The organism is Microcella putealis, from assembly GCF_004216575.1.
In the GTDB taxonomy this organism is placed as follows: Bacteria; Actinomycetota; Actinomycetes; order Actinomycetales; family Microbacteriaceae; genus Microcella; species Microcella putealis.
Genome location: NZ_SGWW01000003.1, coordinates 199,974 through 213,705, shown reverse-complemented (window position 1 = coordinate 213,705; position 13,732 = coordinate 199,974). Strand labels below are relative to the sequence as shown.

Sequence of the window (13,732 nt, the reverse complement as noted above, 5' to 3'; positions counted from 1 at the left end):
AAAAAAGCCCAGAAACGACGAAACCGCCCCGATCAGAGCTGATCGAGACGGTTACTCGTGCGCGAGGGGGGACTTGAACCCCCACGCCCTTGCGGGCACTGGCACCTGAAGCCAGCGCGTCTGCCAATTCCGCCACTCGCGCGAGACGGCGCATCACTGCGCCATCAACCTGGCGAGATTATCACAGCGGGCACCCCTCGCCTGCACCGCGAGCGAGCGGAAGATTCCCCGCAAAACCCGCAGAGAGCATCCGCCATTCGGGCTGTGATCACCCACGCCGACTAGCATCGGATGGTCCGAAGGCTGAGGGAGGACGCACGTGGGGCTTCTCGATAGCTTCGAGCGGGGCTTGGAGCGCGTCGTCGGTGGCGCATTCGCCAAGACCTTCAAGGCCGGCGTGCAGCCGGTCGAAATCGCCGCTGCGCTACGCCGCGAGCTCGACACGAAGGCCGCCGTCGTCGCGCGCGACCGCATCCTCGTACCGAACCGGCTGACCGTGCGACTATCTCCCGCCGACCACGACCGCATGACCTCGCTCGGCGAGGCGCTGAACGACGAACTCACCCAGCTCGTCCAGCGCCACGCCACTGCTCAGCGCTACACCTTCCCCGGCGGCATTCGCATCATCCTCGAGCGCGACGGCAGCCTCACCGAGGGGGTGCTCCGCGTCGAATCTGAGTCGGTCAAGGGGCGCGTCGTCTGGGTCGGTGTGCTCGATATCGGTGGCCAGCGTTACCCGCTGCGCGTCGGCCGAACGGTCATCGGCCGCGGTTCAGAAGCCGACATCACCGTGGACGACTCTGGCACCTCCCGCAAGCACGTCGAAATCGCGTGGGACGGCGCGAACGCCCAGGTCACCGACCTCGGCTCCACCAACGGCTCGCGCGTGAACGGGGAGCCGGTCACCCGCGCGGTGCTGCAACCCGATAGCGTGATCGAGATCGGCCACACGCGCATCCTGTACCGAGTACTCGCGCAGTCCGACGATTCCGCCGGCCGCACGACCACCCGAGGAGGCGCATCGTGAGCGAACTGACTCTCCTGCTCCTGCGCGTCGGCTTCCTCATTCTGATGTGGGCGCTGGTCTTCGCGATCGTCTACGCTCTGCGTTCGGATCTCTTCGGCCAGAAGGTGCGCCGCATGCCATCGGCGGGCGCCGCGAGCGCCGCGGGGGCGAGCGCGCCGGCACCGGTCGCGGTCAGTTCTGCCGCTGCGCCGACCGCCGAATCCCCCCGCACGTCAACCCCGCCGAGCGGCCTCGGCTCCGTAGCGACTGGCTCGCTTGACCGCGACGACGACGGCCCCGCGCGCCGCCTCGTCATCACGAGCGGGTCAAAAGAGGGCATCGAGCTCGAACTCGACGGCGATCAACTGACCATCGGTCGCTCGAGCGACTCGGGCCTCGTCATTCGCGACGACTACACGTCAACGCACCACGCGCGCCTCATGCTGTGGGACGGCAAGTGGATGGTGCAAGACCTCGACTCGACGAACGGCACCTTCCTCTCGGGCAAGCGCGTGAGCATCCCGACGCACGTTCCCCTGAACACCCCCGTCTCCATCGGCACGACGACGTTCGAGCTGCGACGGTAGGCGCCGATGACGTCGCGCACCGCCGCCGCCAGCCACGTGGGCCGGGTCCGGTCGAACAACCAAGACTCGGGCTACGCCGGCCGCCACCTCTTCGTCGTCGCCGACGGCATGGGTGGTCACGCGGGTGGCGATGTCGCGAGCGCCCTCGCGATTCAGGCAATCGCGCAGACGGATGCTGCATTCGAGACGGTCGAACAGGCGCGCGACGCGCTCGAATCGGCCCTGCTCGCGGCCAACCGTGAGCTCGCCGAAACGGTGTCCGAGCATCCTGAGCTCACCGGGATGGGCACCACGGTCAGCGGTCTCGTGCGGGTCGGCGGGCGCATGGCGCTCGCGCACATCGGCGACTCGCGCGTGTACCTCCTGCGCGATGACACCCTGAGCCAGATCACGAAAGACCACACCTTCGTGCAGCGCCTCGTCGACTCGGGCCGCATCACGCCAGAAGAGGCGGCGGTTCACCCGCGCCGCTCGGTGCTGATGCGCGTTCTCGGCGATGTCGACCTCTCGCCCGACATCGACACCGATGTGCTCGACACGAACCCCGGCGACCGATGGCTGCTGTGCTCAGACGGTTTGAGCGGCTACGTCACTGACGAGCGCATCGCGGAGATTCTGCGCGAGACCCCCGACTCTGACGCGGCATCGCAGGCGCTCATCCAGGCGAGCCTCGACAACGGCGCCCCCGACAACGTGACCGTCGTCGTGGTTGGCGTCGACGAGAGTGACGACAGCGGTGTGCCCGACCCGGTCATGGTTGGCTCCGCCGCCCAACCGCTGAGTTTCCGACCGGTGGAAGAGAAGCGTGCGGCCAAGCGCCTTCCGCAGCTGTTGCTGCACCCGCTGAAGCCCGCGCCCGACCCCGAAGACGAGCACTTCGAGCCCGAGAGCGAAGAGTTCCTGCGCGAGCTCATCGCCGAAGACCGTCGCCGCAAGATTCGCCGACGCATCACGTGGAGCGTCGGCATCCTGCTTATCGTCGGCATTCTCGCCACAGCGCTCACTGCCGGGTATCAGTGGACCCAGACGCGGTACTACGTGGGAGAGGTCGATGGTCAGGTCGCCATCTACCAGGGCGTGCAGCAGGGAGTGGGCCCCTTCTCGCTCTCCAACGTCTACCAAGAGACCGACATCGACCTCATGCAGCTGACACCGTTCAGCCGCTCGGCCGTCGAGCAAACCATCAGCGCCGTCGATCTGATCGACGCGCTCGCGATCATCGAGAGGCTGCGCCGTGAAGCCGAACGATGACCAGACGGGCCCCCTCACCGGGCCGATCGTCGACATGACCGCGCCGCGCGCTGAATCCGCTCCCCGCGCATCCGGGCCCATTACCGAGCAGATTCGCATTCGCCTGAAGACGCCGTCGAAGCTCCGCAACCTCGAGCTCGCACTGCTCGTCCTCGCGGTCGCGGTGAGCGGTGGCGCCATCGCCCTGGTGCAGCTGGGCGCCCTCGAGGCTCTCGACTCGACCGTCATCACGTACGCCGCGGGTCTCGCCGCCCTCGTGCTCGGCGTGCACATCGTGCTGCGCGTCGTGGCCCCCGACGCCGACCCTTTCATCCTTCCGATCATCACGACCCTGAATGGGCTCGGCATCGCGATGATCTACCGACTCGACATCGCCAAGGGTTTCGAGGGCTGGGAGAGCGTCGGCGTGCGCCAGATGGCGTGGTCGGCCCTCGCCATGGCGGTTGCCGTCGCCGTGCTCATCGTCGTGCGCAACCACCGCGTTCTCGCCCGCTACCGCTATGTCGCGCTGCTCGTCGGCATCGGCCTGCTGCTGATGCCCCTTGTTCCCGGTCTCGGCCAGACGATTAACGGTGCGCGCGTCTGGATCGCCGTCGGCCCCTTCTCGTTCCAGCCGGGAGAGCTCGGCAAGATCGCGCTCGCCATCTTCTTTGCCGGCTACCTGATGACGGCGCGTGACTCGCTCTCGATCGTCGGCAGCAAGGTGCTCGGGATGCGCCTTCCGCGTGCCCGCGACCTCGGCCCGCTACTCGTCGCGTGGGCCGCCGCGATGGCCGTGCTGGTCTTCCAGCGCGACCTCGGCACCGCGCTGCTCTACTTCGGGCTCTTCCTCGTCATGCTTTACCTGGCGACGGGCCGCCTGAGCTGGATCCTGCTCGGCCTCGGCCTCTTCGTCGGCGGCGCGCTCATCGCCCGCGACGCCTTGGGCTACGTGCAGGGCCGCTTCAACGCCTGGCTCGACTCGTTCAACCCCGAGGTGTACGACGCGATCGGGGGCAGCTACCAGCTTGTTCAGGGGCTTTTTGGCCTCGCCGATGGTGGCCTGATCGGCACCGGGCTCGGCCGGGGTCGCCCCGAGCTCGTGCCGCTCGCCGAGAGCGACTACATCGTCACGAGCCTCGGCGAAGAGCTCGGCCTCGTCGGGCTGTTCGCGATCCTCGCGCTGTACGTGCTGCTCGTCGCCCGCGCCTACCGCATCGGTTTCAGCGGCACCGACGACTTCGGCCGGATGCTCGCCGTCGGTCTCGGGTTCTTGATCGCCCTGCAGGTCTTCGTCGTCATTGGCGGGGTCACGCGGGTGATTCCGCTCACCGGTCTCACGACGCCGTTTCTTGCCGCTGGCGGCTCGTCACTCATGGCGAACTGGATCATCGCGGCGCTCCTGCTGCGCTTGAGCGACTCGGTGCGCCACCAGCCGCGATTGGTGGTGGACGACCGTGAATAAAGAGCTCCGCCGCATCAGCGTCGCCACTCTCGCGATGTTCCTCGCGCTGTTTGTGTCGATCAGCGTGATCCAGGTCTTCGCGGTCGATGAACTGCGCGCCGACGGGCGCAACGTGCGCACCCTCTACGCCAGCTACTCGGCTGAGCGTGGCCCGATCCTGGTTGATGGCCAGGAGATCGCGGCGTCGGTACCGAGCGACAACGAGTTTCGTTTCCTGCGGCAGTACCTGCAGCCCGAGCTGTACTCGGCCGTCACCGGCTACTTCACGCTCAACCAGGGCAGTGCCGGCATCGAAGAGGCCTACAACGACTTCCTCAGCGGTACCGCGAACGAGCAGTTCCTCGACCAGTTGAGCGCCCTCGTCACCGGCCAGAGTCCGCGGGGTGCCGCGGTCGAGTTGACCATCGACCCGGTCGTGCAACAGGCGGCCTTTGATGCGATGGCGGGCCAGAGTGGCTCGGTCGTCGCGATCGATCCGTCGACCGGCGAGATCCTCGCGCTCGTCTCCACGCCCGGCTACGACCCGAACCGCCTGTCGGCGCACTCGACCGCCAGCGTCATCGATGCGTACAACTCGCTGATTACCGACCCCGCGCGCCCGCTGAACAATCGGGCGATTGCCGGCGATCTCTACTTCCCTGGCTCGGTCTTCAAGGTGCTGGTGGCCGCCGCTGCCATCGATTCCGGTGAGTTCACCCCCGAGTCCGAATTCCCCAACCCCCCGCAGCTGCAGCTGCCCCTGTCATCGAACGTCATCAACAACGCGGAGGGCGGAACCTGCGGCGGCACGGAAACGGCAACGCTCGCCACGTCGCTCCGGCTCAGCTGCAACATCCCCTTCGCGCAGCTCGCGCTCGAACTCGGCCAAGACGAGCTGGCCGACTACGCCGAGGCCTTCGGCTTCGGGCAAGAGATCGAGATCCCGATGAGCGCGACGCCGAGCCGCTACCCGTCAAACCTCGACGACGCCCAGCTCATGTTGACGGGCTTTGGACAGTACGACGTGCGCGTCACGCCGCTGCAGATTGCGATGATCAGTGCCGCGATCGCGAACGGTGGTGACCTCATGCAGCCGACTCTGCTCGACCGCATCATCGCTCCCGACCTCTCCACGGTGCTCGAATCTGAGCCCGAGGTGCGTGCGGAGCCGATCAGCGCATCCACGGCGCGGACATTGACGCGGATGCTCGTCGACGGTGTCTCTAATGGCGTCGCCTCGAACGCCGCCATCGACGGCATCGAGGTCGCGGGCAAGACGGGAACGGCCGAGAATGGGCCCGACCGTCCCTACACTCTCTGGTTCACCGGATTCGCCCCCGCGGATGACCCGCAGGTGGCGATTGCCGTCGTCGTCGAGAACGGCGGCGGGCAGGGCCAGAATGCATTCGGTAATCAAGTCGCGGCTCCCATCGCGCGACAGGTCATGGAGGCGGTGCTGAACAGATGAGACCGACCAGCGGGCTCACATTCGGGGGGCGGTACCAGCTACTGTCCCGCGTCGCGATCGGCGGCATGGGCGAGGTGTGGCAGGCGACCGACCAGGTCATCGGCCGCACCGTTGCCATCAAGATCCTGAAGGACGAGTACCTGGGTGACCCCGGGTTCCTCGAGCGTTTCCGCGCCGAGGCGCGGCACGCTGCACTCGTCAACCACGAGGGCATCGCCAACGTCTACGACTATGGCGAAGAAGAGGGCAGCGCCTTCCTCGTCATGGAGCTCGTGCCGGGCGAGGCCCTGTCGACCATTCTGGAGCGCGAACGCACCCTCTCGAGCGACCAGGTGCTCGACATCGTTGCCCAAACGGCGTCAGCCCTGCACGCCGCCCACCAGGCCGGTCTCGTGCACCGCGACATCAAGCCGGGCAACCTGCTCATCACGCCCGATGGTCGCGTGAAAATCACCGACTTCGGCATCGCACGCATCGCCGATCAGGTACCGCTGACCGCGACCGGGCAGGTCATGGGAACCGTGCAGTACCTGTCCCCCGAGCAGGCGAGCGGCCAGTCGGCGAGCCCGTCGACCGACGTCTACTCGCTCGGCATCGTCGCCTACGAGGCCCTCGCCGGGCGACGCCCCTTCACGGGCGAGTCGCAGGTCGCGATCGCTATGGCGCAGATCAACGACGCCCCGCCCGAGCTGCCGGCGTCGGTGCCCGAGCCCGTGCGCAACCTCGTCATGGCGGCGATTGCAAAGAAGCCGGCCGACCGGCCCGCGTCAGCGCAGCACTTCGCGCGCGCGGCCCAGGCCCTGCGCCGCGGAGACGTCGGCGGCGCTGCCGCCATCGTGCCCGCGATCGCCGGAGCGCCGGCGACGCAGCTGCTCGACGCGACCCGCGTCATGCCGAGCGCTGCGGGTAACGATGAAGTGACCCGCGTCATGCCGAGCATGGCCGCCGGTGCCGCCGCGGGCGCCGCGGCCGCGAACGCCCAGGCGGCGAAGAAGAAGCGCAGCCCCTGGACCTGGCCGCTCATCGCCCTCATCGGCCTGCTCGTCGTGTTGATCGTTGGCGCGATCATCGCGGTGCTGGCGCAGCCGAGTGACGACCCTGGCGAGATCCCCGCCTCCCCCACGGTGACGGCGAGCGACGAGCCGAGCCCCGAGCCCTCAGAAACGGTCGAAGAGATTCGCCTGACTGAAGACCAGGTGCTCAATCGCACGCAGCAAGAAGTCGACGACATCTTGACCGAACTCGGTCTGGTCCTCGACGCACAGCAGGGCAATCCCGCGCCGAGTCCCGACCAGGTTGATCGCTCGTACCGCGTCAACCCGACGGGTCTTGTCGAGGAGGGCGATGTCATCACGGTGTTCTTCTACACCGCCGTCGATACGCCCCCGCAACCGAACAACCTGGCGATCAACCCGGGCAGCGGCCCGTACCTCGGCGGATCGACCGTGACGCTGTCGTGGCCGTCGTACACGAGCTGCCCCGCCGGCTTCACCCTGTCGGGCTACAACGTGACGATCGTGGGCGGCTCCCCCGCTCAGGCGAACCCGATCCCGGCCGGCACGAACAACCTTGACGTTGAACTTGCCGACGGTGGCCAGTTGCGCGTCACCTACATCGCGCTGTGTGGTGACCTGCAGTCCGAGCGTTCGAACGAGCTCGCGGTGCCGATCACCGCGGCTCCCGTGCCGACGCCCACCCCGACGCCGACCCCCACACCCACTGAACCTCCCGCTGAGGAGGGGTAGCGCGCAGCCGTTACGGAGCCGATATGCGGATGCGCGGGGCTCGCAAAAGCGCCCCCGCGCATCCGCATACACTCACTAGCGACGATTTCTCTCCCGAAGGAAACGGATTTCGATGGACAGCACCACCCCCGGCACCCGGCTGATCGCCGGACGCTACGAGCTCGGTGCGCTCATCGGACGCGGCGGCATGTCCGACGTGCACCTGGCAACGGATGCACGTCTCGGTCGCCGGGTCGCCCTCAAGCTCCTGAAGTCCTCCCTCGCCTCCGACCCGGTCTTCCGCACCCGGTTCCGCCAGGAAGCTCAGGCGGCCGCGCGCATGGCGCATCCGACGATCGTCCGCGTCTTTGACGCCGGGGAAGAGACATCCGTTGCGCCCGACGGGCACGAGACGGTCGTGCCGTTCATCGTCATGGAGTACGTCGAGGGGCGCCTGCTGCGCGACATGCTGCTCGACGGGCCGCTCCCCGCGCGCGAGGCGGGCGAGATCGTCGAGCAGGTGCTGACCGCGCTCGAATACTCGCACCGTGCGGGCGTCGTGCACCGCGACGTGAAGCCGGGAAACATCATGGTGACCCCCACCGGCCAGGTGAAGGTCATGGACTTCGGAATCGCCCGCGCGATCTCCGACTCGTCGGCCACCGTCGCCCAGACGTCGACCATTCTCGGCACGGCGCAGTACTTCTCGCCCGAGCAGGCCCGCGGGGAAACGGTTGACGCGCGCACCGACCTGTACTCGACCGGCGTCGTGCTGTTCGAGATGCTGACCGGCCGCCCGCCGTTCCGCGGCGATTCGCCCGTGGCCGTCGCGTACCAGCACGTCAGCGAGCCGGCGCCCACACCGAGCAGCCTGAACCCCGAGGTGTCGCCCGCGCTCGACGCCGTGGTGTTGCACGCCATGGCAAAAGATCGATTCCAACGCTTCCAGACGGCCGCCGAGTTCCGTGCCGACGTCTCAGCCGCCTTGGCCGGCCAGGTGCCGCCCCGCCGCACCGAGGCCGATAACGACCCGACGATGTCGCTGTTCGGCGTAAACCCGCAGGCGACCGCGGGCACCGAAGCCGCCATGCGTCAGCTGACGATCGACGACGACGACCGCCGCACCCGCACGCAGACCCGCCCTCCCGTCGCCTGGATCTGGTCGGGCATCGTCGTCGTCGGCGTGCTGATCGCCGCCGTGCTGTTCTGGGCGTTCTCCCTCGACCGCGAGGGCGGCTTCGTCGCGAACGTGGCCGTCGAGGTGCCGGATGTCGTGGGTCTCGCCTTCGAGGACGGCGAGTCCATTCTCACCGAAGACAACCTTCGCCCGACCGCCGTGCAAGAGCCGGGCACGGCGGAAGACGAGGGTCTGATTCTGCGCACCGAACCCGCGGCCGGCTTCTCGGTCTCGCCGGGTCAAGAGGTGCGCGTGTTCGTGTCGTCGGGCCCGCCCCGCGTGCAGATGCCCGACGTGCGAAACCTCGATCTCGCGGCCGCGACCGCGCAGATCGAGCAGCGCGGACTCGTGGTCGGCACGGTGACCAGTGAGAACTCGGGTACCGTGCGCGCCAATGTCGTCATTCGCACCGATCCCGACTCGAACACCGAACTGCGCCAGGGCGAGGCGGTCGACCTGACAATCTCGAACGGGCTCGTTGCTGTTCCCGATCTGCGCAACCTCCCCATCGGTGATGCGACCGCGCAGGCGCGCAACATCGGCCTGCAGGTCACCGTGCAGGCCGACCCCGGATGCTCGGGCGGCATCGTGACGGGTCAGTCGCTGGCCCCCGGCGACCAGCAACAGGGCTCGCCGATTCGCCTGGTGTACTGCAGTGGCTCCGGCGGGGGCGGCACCAGCGGCGACGCCGGAGACGGCACCGGCGAGTAACGGTCGCCGCTGACCTCACGGTTCACCACGCCGTGTGGTTCGCGACGCTCTGTGGTTCGCGATTCTCGGTGGCGCGCTACACCGACCGTGCCGCAGCGTCGCTCGACATGAGCGGGCTCAAGCCGCGCGCGGTCATGGCCGCCTCAGGAAGCCCCGCCGCGGCGAGCCAGTTGCCGAGCATCCGATAGCCGCCCTCGGTGAGCACCGACTCGGGGTGGAATTGCACGCCGTGCACCGGCGCCTCGCGGTGACGCACCCCCATGATGACGCCGCCCTCGGTGCGAGCGGTCACGACGAGCTCATCGGGCACGGTGCCGTCAACGACCGCGAGCGAGTGATAGCGGGTTGCCCGGAAGTTGTTGGGCACGCCGTCGAACAGCGCATCCCCCTCGTGCACGACCTGCGACGTCTTGCCGTGCATGAGCTCCTCGGCGTGGGTGACGACCCCACCCAGCGCCTCGGCAATGGCCTGGTGGCCGAGACATACGCCGAGCAACGGCTTGTCGGCGGCGATGGCGGCGTGCACGGCCGCGATCGAGATGCCGGCATCAGCGGGTGTTCCGGGGCCGGGCGAGACCAGCACGGCGTCGTAGTCGGCGATGAGGGCCGCCACGTCGTCGGCAGCGATCGCATCGTTGCGCATGACGGTGGTCTCGGCACCCAATTGCTGCAGGTAGCCGTCCAGCGTGTACACGAAGCTGTCGTAGTTGTCGATCACGAGTACGCGCACGGTTACTGCTCCACGGTCGATTCTTGCGGGAGGAAGGTGTCGGCGGCCCACGGGAACGCCCAGGTGATGAGCGCGTAGAGCGCCGCGGCGGCGAGCACCAGCAGGAGGATCACGCGCACCCACGCCGGACCGGGCAGGATGCGCCAGAGCGCTGCGTACATCGTCACCCTCTCCTTAACCGATCACCGCGGCGGAGCTTCCCGCGGCGGCCTCGGTCAGCCCCGAGATCTCGGCCGGCGGGCCGTCTTCCCGCGGGTACCAGGTTTCGAACACTGCGTAGGCGATGATGCGCTCGGCAGCCGAGAACCGCGGGTTGCAGCTCGTGAGCGTGAGAATACGGTCGCTCGCCTCGACTTGGGGTGCTTGCGGCACAGGTTCGAGCACCTGCACCGCGGTCGGCCAGACGTACTCGAGGTTGCGGAAGGAGTACTCGTACCAGCCCTCCCGCGTTTCCACGTAGATGTTGTCGCCCGCCCGAAGTTCGGCAATGTCGGCAAACGGGGCGCCGTAGGTCGTGCGATGCGCGGCGAGGGCGAAGTTGCCCACCTCGCCCGGCATCTGCGTCTCCATGTAGTGCCCCACGCCGAGCCGGCTGTTGTTGAGCACGGTCTGCAGGTCGACGCCCGAGGCGATCGTGCGCACGTAGTTCTCGCCGAAGCGCGGAACGATGAGCGCGCCGAACGCTTCACCCTCCGGCGGCGCGATACCCACCACCGGTTCGCCCGGATCCCGCGGAGTTTCGGGGTCAACGGGTTCCGGCTCGGGCTCGGCCGAGCCGCGATCGCGTTCAAAGTCGGCGCGCAACTGCTCCTGTATTTCCTGCGCCGCGTCCTGCTGCGCCGACCCCGTGATGATGTCGTTCAGCCAGACGTACCAGCCGAGGAACAGCATGACGACGACGCCCGCCGTAATGAGCAGCTCGCCGATAACGCCCACGACGCTGACGCGCGCCCGCGCACGCGGCGTGCGTCGCGCATCTGCCCGCGACGCGGTGGGGGACTGGATGCTGCTGTCGCTCACCCGCTCATTGTAGGTGGCGGTTCCGAGCGTGGCTCCGCTCCGCATCCACGCCGGTTTCGGCTCGTGCCCGGTAGACTCAGCGCCATGGCACGGACCACTGCGCGCGACGCTGAGAACCCCGACTACGCCCGCGGGGGCGCCGACGCCCCGAACCCGGTGTGGTTTAAGCCGGTGATGTTCGGCTTCATGCTCGTCGGGCTCATCTGGATCATCGTCTACTACGTCAGCGCGTCGACGCTTCCGATCGCGTCCATCGGCCCGTGGAACATCATGGTCGGCTTCGGCATCATGTTCATCGGCTTCCTGATGACCACGCGCTGGCGCTAGCGACCTTCGCCCCGTCACGCTCGAGCGGGTGTCCCCCCGCTCCCCCCGAAAAGGGGGTGGAATGACACGGCTGTGATTCTTATCCCCACTGTGGATGGGGGTGTGGATAACTATCCCGCGAGCGCAAAGCGCAGAATGGTTCCCGCCACCAGAAGTGCGGCAAACGCCCCGAGGAGCGCGATCTGCAGCGGCGTCTGTTGGCGTCGCCGCGTGCGGACAAAGATGAGGGCGACGATCGCGCCGCCGATGAGCCCTCCCACGTGGGCCTGCCACGAGATGTTGGGCAAGAAGAACCCCAGCGCCAGGTTGATACCCAGAATCACCATCAATTGAGCGGTGTTGCCGCCCAGGCGCCGCTGGATGACGAAGAACGCGCCGAACAGCCCGAAGATGGCGCCCGAGGCACCCACCACAAACGATGCCGGCGCGAGCCACAAGACGGCGATGGAGCCCGCGAGCGTGCTGAGGATGTAGGTGACTGCGAACCGCCAGCGGCCCACCAGCTGCTCAAGCAGCGGCCCCAGCACGAACAACGCGTACATGTTGAAGAGGATGTGGAAAATGCCCGAGCTGTGCACCAGCGAGACGGTGAGCATGCGCCACGGTTCGATGAGCGACAGCGGCGGGGCGTAGCCGAGCGCGCGGGTCACGGTGCCCTGCGTCGCGAACTGCAGAATGAAGACGCCGAGCGTCAGCCCGAGAATCGTGTAGGTGACGACGGGAGTGGACGATCCGCGGCGCACAGCACGCAGCAGCGGCGACTTCTGGCGGGGCATCGCTGCGGCGGCCTCCGCCATGCACTCGGGGCATCGCACACCCACCGGCGCCGGCGTCTGGCATTCGCCGCACACCGTCCGCCCGCAGCGTTGGCACAGCACGAAGCTGCGCCGGTCGGAATGCCGGTAACAGACGTTTGGGTCGCCGGCGCTTCCCGCTGCTGACGCAGAATCGGTCACGCGACCTCGGCGACCTCAATGCTCGTGATGACGACATCGTCGAGCGGCTTGTCGCGACCGTCGGTCGGCACCGCCTCGATGGCGTCGACGACCTTCTTCGACTCGTCGTCCGCGACGGCGCCGAAGATGGTGTGGTTGCCGTTCAGCCAGGTCGTCGGCACGGTCGTGATGAAGAACTGCGAGCCGTTCGTGCCGCGGCCGCCGCGCTTGCCGGCGTTCGCCATCGCGAAAAGGTACGGCTCGGTGAACTGCAGCTCCGGGTGAATTTCGTCGTCGAACTCGTAACCGGGGCCGCCGATGCCCTGACCGAGCGGGTCGCCGCCCTGCAGCATGAAGTCTTTGATGATGCGGTGGAAAATCACGCCGTTGTAGAGCGGCTCGGACGTCTTCTGGCCGGTCGCGGGGTGGGTCCACTCGATCTGCCCCGTGGCGAGGCCGACGAAATTCGCGACGGTCTTCGGAGCGTGGTTGCCGTAGAGGTTGACGCGAATGTCGCCCTTGTTGGTGTGAATAGTGGCGACGGCGGTGTGAATCGACATGCCGCAATTCTGTCACGGAGCCGGATGCACGCTTCCTGAGCATTCCGTCGGCGTCCGCCCGAGGAATCCCGAGTCAGTGGAAGACTAGGGAGGGTCATTTCGCCCGCCACCGATCAGGAGGACCGATCATGGGACTGTCCCGCAAGAGCCGACGCTCACTAAAGAAGTTGCGCGGCAACGCCGGTGATCTCTGGAGCGAGCAGCGCGAGGTGCTCGACCACGCCGCAGCCGTGCTGCGTGAGGCGAGCAAGCAGACCGGCGAGATCGCAAAGCGCGACGTAGCCCCCCGCGTGAAGTCGACCTACGAGAAGCGCGTGCAGCCTGGTGTCAACGCCGGTGTTGGCGCTGTTCGATCTGCCGCCGACCACACGAAGACGACCTGGAACCGCGCCGTGATCCCCGCGGTGACGGGAGCAATCGGCGCAACCCTTGCGGTCATCGACGTCGCTCGTGACAACGGCCGCGTCGCGATTCACGAGGCCTCACGCGCCAGCCGCGAGCTCGGCACCCGTGCCGGCCAGAAGCTCGGCATCATCGAGGTCAAGCCCACGCCCGGCCCCGGCCGCTACATCGCGATCGCTTTCGGCGTGATCGCGGTCGCGGGCGTCGCCTACGCGGCGTACCAGACGCTTCGCGCTGACGACGACCTGTGGGTCGACGACGAGCCCGTCGAGGCCCCCGTCGCCTAAGAAGCACCTTCAATGAGCAAAGCCCCTCGGCATCGGCCGGGGGGCTTTCTTGTTGGCGGAAGCGATGAGGTCATTGCAATAAGCCGCGCGAGAAGCGCGAAGCGCAGCGACCACGATCGCTGCG

The 13,732-nt window shown here is 67.7% G+C and carries 14 protein-coding genes and 1 tRNA gene; 9 read left to right on the top strand and 6 right to left on the bottom strand.

Translation table 11 applies throughout. The annotated features are described in order from the left end of the window. Window positions 1-58: 58 nt before the first annotated feature. Window positions 59-142, bottom strand: a tRNA-Leu gene (locus EV141_RS08470). Window positions 143-319: 177 nt separating this feature from the next. Here EV141_RS08470 and EV141_RS08465 point away from each other — a divergent pair. The 7 genes from EV141_RS08465 (at window position 320) to pknB (ending at window position 9,347) form a co-directional block, all read left to right on the top strand. Then, complete coding sequence (locus tag EV141_RS08465; protein ID WP_130485527.1) at window positions 320-1,027, top strand: FhaA domain-containing protein; 708 nt, start codon at window positions 320-322, stop codon at window positions 1,025-1,027. Next, window positions 1,024-1,593, top strand: coding sequence for an FHA domain-containing protein FhaB/FipA (locus EV141_RS08460; RefSeq protein WP_130485526.1), 570 nt, complete (start codon window positions 1,024-1,026; stop codon window positions 1,591-1,593). The genes EV141_RS08465 and EV141_RS08460 overlap by 4 nt, the downstream gene beginning before the upstream one ends. Before the next feature lie 6 nt (window positions 1,594-1,599). Next, on the top strand, window positions 1,600-2,844 hold the full coding sequence (locus EV141_RS08455) for a Stp1/IreP family PP2C-type Ser/Thr phosphatase (RefSeq protein WP_130485525.1): 1,245 nt from the start codon (window positions 1,600-1,602) through the stop codon (window positions 2,842-2,844). A 34-nt stretch (window positions 2,845-2,878) separates the two neighbouring features. After that, a complete protein-coding gene (locus EV141_RS08450) occupies window positions 2,879-4,288 on the top strand; it encodes an FtsW/RodA/SpoVE family cell cycle protein (protein WP_130485799.1) in 1,410 nt (469 codons plus the stop codon). After that, window positions 4,281-5,735, top strand: coding sequence for a peptidoglycan D,D-transpeptidase FtsI family protein (locus EV141_RS08445; protein ID WP_130485524.1), 1,455 nt, complete (start codon window positions 4,281-4,283; stop codon window positions 5,733-5,735). Before EV141_RS08450 ends, EV141_RS08445 begins: the two co-directional genes overlap by 8 nt. Continuing rightward, window positions 5,732-7,480: a protein kinase domain-containing protein gene (locus tag EV141_RS08440; protein WP_130485523.1), complete on the top strand. Its 1,749-nt coding sequence runs from the start codon at window positions 5,732-5,734 to the stop codon at window positions 7,478-7,480. The genes EV141_RS08445 and EV141_RS08440 overlap by 4 nt, the downstream gene beginning before the upstream one ends. Window positions 7,481-7,592: 112 nt before the next feature. After that, on the top strand, window positions 7,593-9,347 hold the full coding sequence (gene pknB, locus EV141_RS08435; RefSeq protein WP_130485522.1) for a Stk1 family PASTA domain-containing Ser/Thr kinase: 1,755 nt from the start codon (window positions 7,593-7,595) through the stop codon (window positions 9,345-9,347). A 76-nt stretch (window positions 9,348-9,423) separates the two neighbouring features. Here pknB and EV141_RS08430 read toward each other — a convergent pair whose 3' ends face one another. The 3 genes from EV141_RS08430 to EV141_RS08425 are packed head-to-tail and all read right to left on the bottom strand — an operon-like array spanning window position 9,424 to window position 11,097. After that, complete coding sequence (locus EV141_RS08430; protein ID WP_130485521.1) at window positions 9,424-10,077, bottom strand: anthranilate synthase component II; 654 nt, start codon at window positions 10,075-10,077, stop codon at window positions 9,424-9,426. A 2-nt stretch (window positions 10,078-10,079) separates the two neighbouring features. Beyond that, entirely contained in the window at window positions 10,080-10,244 is a 165-nt protein-coding gene (locus EV141_RS12260) for a hypothetical protein (RefSeq protein ID WP_157985532.1), read from the bottom strand. Window positions 10,245-10,251: 7 nt separating this feature from the next. Next, a complete protein-coding gene (locus EV141_RS08425; RefSeq protein WP_241969186.1) occupies window positions 10,252-11,097 on the bottom strand; it encodes a class E sortase in 846 nt (281 codons plus the stop codon). An 84-nt stretch (window positions 11,098-11,181) separates the two neighbouring features. Here EV141_RS08425 and EV141_RS08420 point away from each other — a divergent pair, with 84 nt between their 5' ends. Then, entirely contained in the window at window positions 11,182-11,424 is a 243-nt protein-coding gene (locus tag EV141_RS08420) for a cell division protein CrgA (RefSeq protein ID WP_130485519.1), read from the top strand. 110 nt (window positions 11,425-11,534) lie between these two features. Here EV141_RS08420 and EV141_RS08415 read toward each other — a convergent pair whose 3' ends face one another. Then, window positions 11,535-12,221 (bottom strand): rhomboid family intramembrane serine protease, encoded by a 687-nt coding sequence (locus EV141_RS08415; protein WP_241969185.1) that lies wholly within the window; start codon window positions 12,219-12,221, stop codon window positions 11,535-11,537. Between the two features lie 155 nt (window positions 12,222-12,376). Beyond that, window positions 12,377-12,919 carry a peptidylprolyl isomerase gene (locus tag EV141_RS08410; protein ID WP_130485517.1) on the bottom strand — a complete coding sequence of 181 codons (543 nt, stop codon included), beginning with the start codon at window positions 12,917-12,919 and terminating at the stop codon, window positions 12,377-12,379. Window positions 12,920-13,047: 128 nt separating this feature from the next. On the opposite strand from EV141_RS08410, the gene EV141_RS08405 reads away from it, so the two are divergent. Further along, on the top strand, window positions 13,048-13,608 hold the full coding sequence (locus tag EV141_RS08405) for a DNA helicase (protein ID WP_130485516.1): 561 nt from the start codon (window positions 13,048-13,050) through the stop codon (window positions 13,606-13,608). The last annotated feature ends 124 nt before the right edge of the window (window positions 13,609-13,732 follow it).

Excerpts from the sequence above, each read along its gene's own strand:
- EV141_RS08455 (WP_130485525.1), top strand. The coding sequence starts at position 1,600 with ATGACGTCGCGCACCGCCGCCGCCAGCCACGTGGGCCGGGTCCGGTCG.
- EV141_RS08450 (WP_130485799.1), top strand. The coding sequence starts at position 2,879 with ATGACCGCGCCGCGCGCTGAATCCGCTCCCCGCGCATCCGGGCCCATT.
- EV141_RS08440 (WP_130485523.1), top strand. The coding sequence starts at position 5,732 with ATGAGACCGACCAGCGGGCTCACATTCGGGGGGCGGTACCAGCTACTG.
- pknB (WP_130485522.1), top strand. The coding sequence starts at position 7,593 with ATGGACAGCACCACCCCCGGCACCCGGCTGATCGCCGGACGCTACGAG.
- EV141_RS08420 (WP_130485519.1), top strand. The coding sequence starts at position 11,182 with ATGGCACGGACCACTGCGCGCGACGCTGAGAACCCCGACTACGCCCGC.
- EV141_RS08415 (WP_241969185.1), bottom strand. The coding sequence starts at position 12,221 with ATGGCGGAGGCCGCCGCAGCGATGCCCCGCCAGAAGTCGCCGCTGCTG.
- EV141_RS08410 (WP_130485517.1), bottom strand. The coding sequence starts at position 12,919 with ATGTCGATTCACACCGCCGTCGCCACTATTCACACCAACAAGGGCGAC.
- EV141_RS08405 (WP_130485516.1), top strand. The coding sequence starts at position 13,048 with ATGGGACTGTCCCGCAAGAGCCGACGCTCACTAAAGAAGTTGCGCGGC.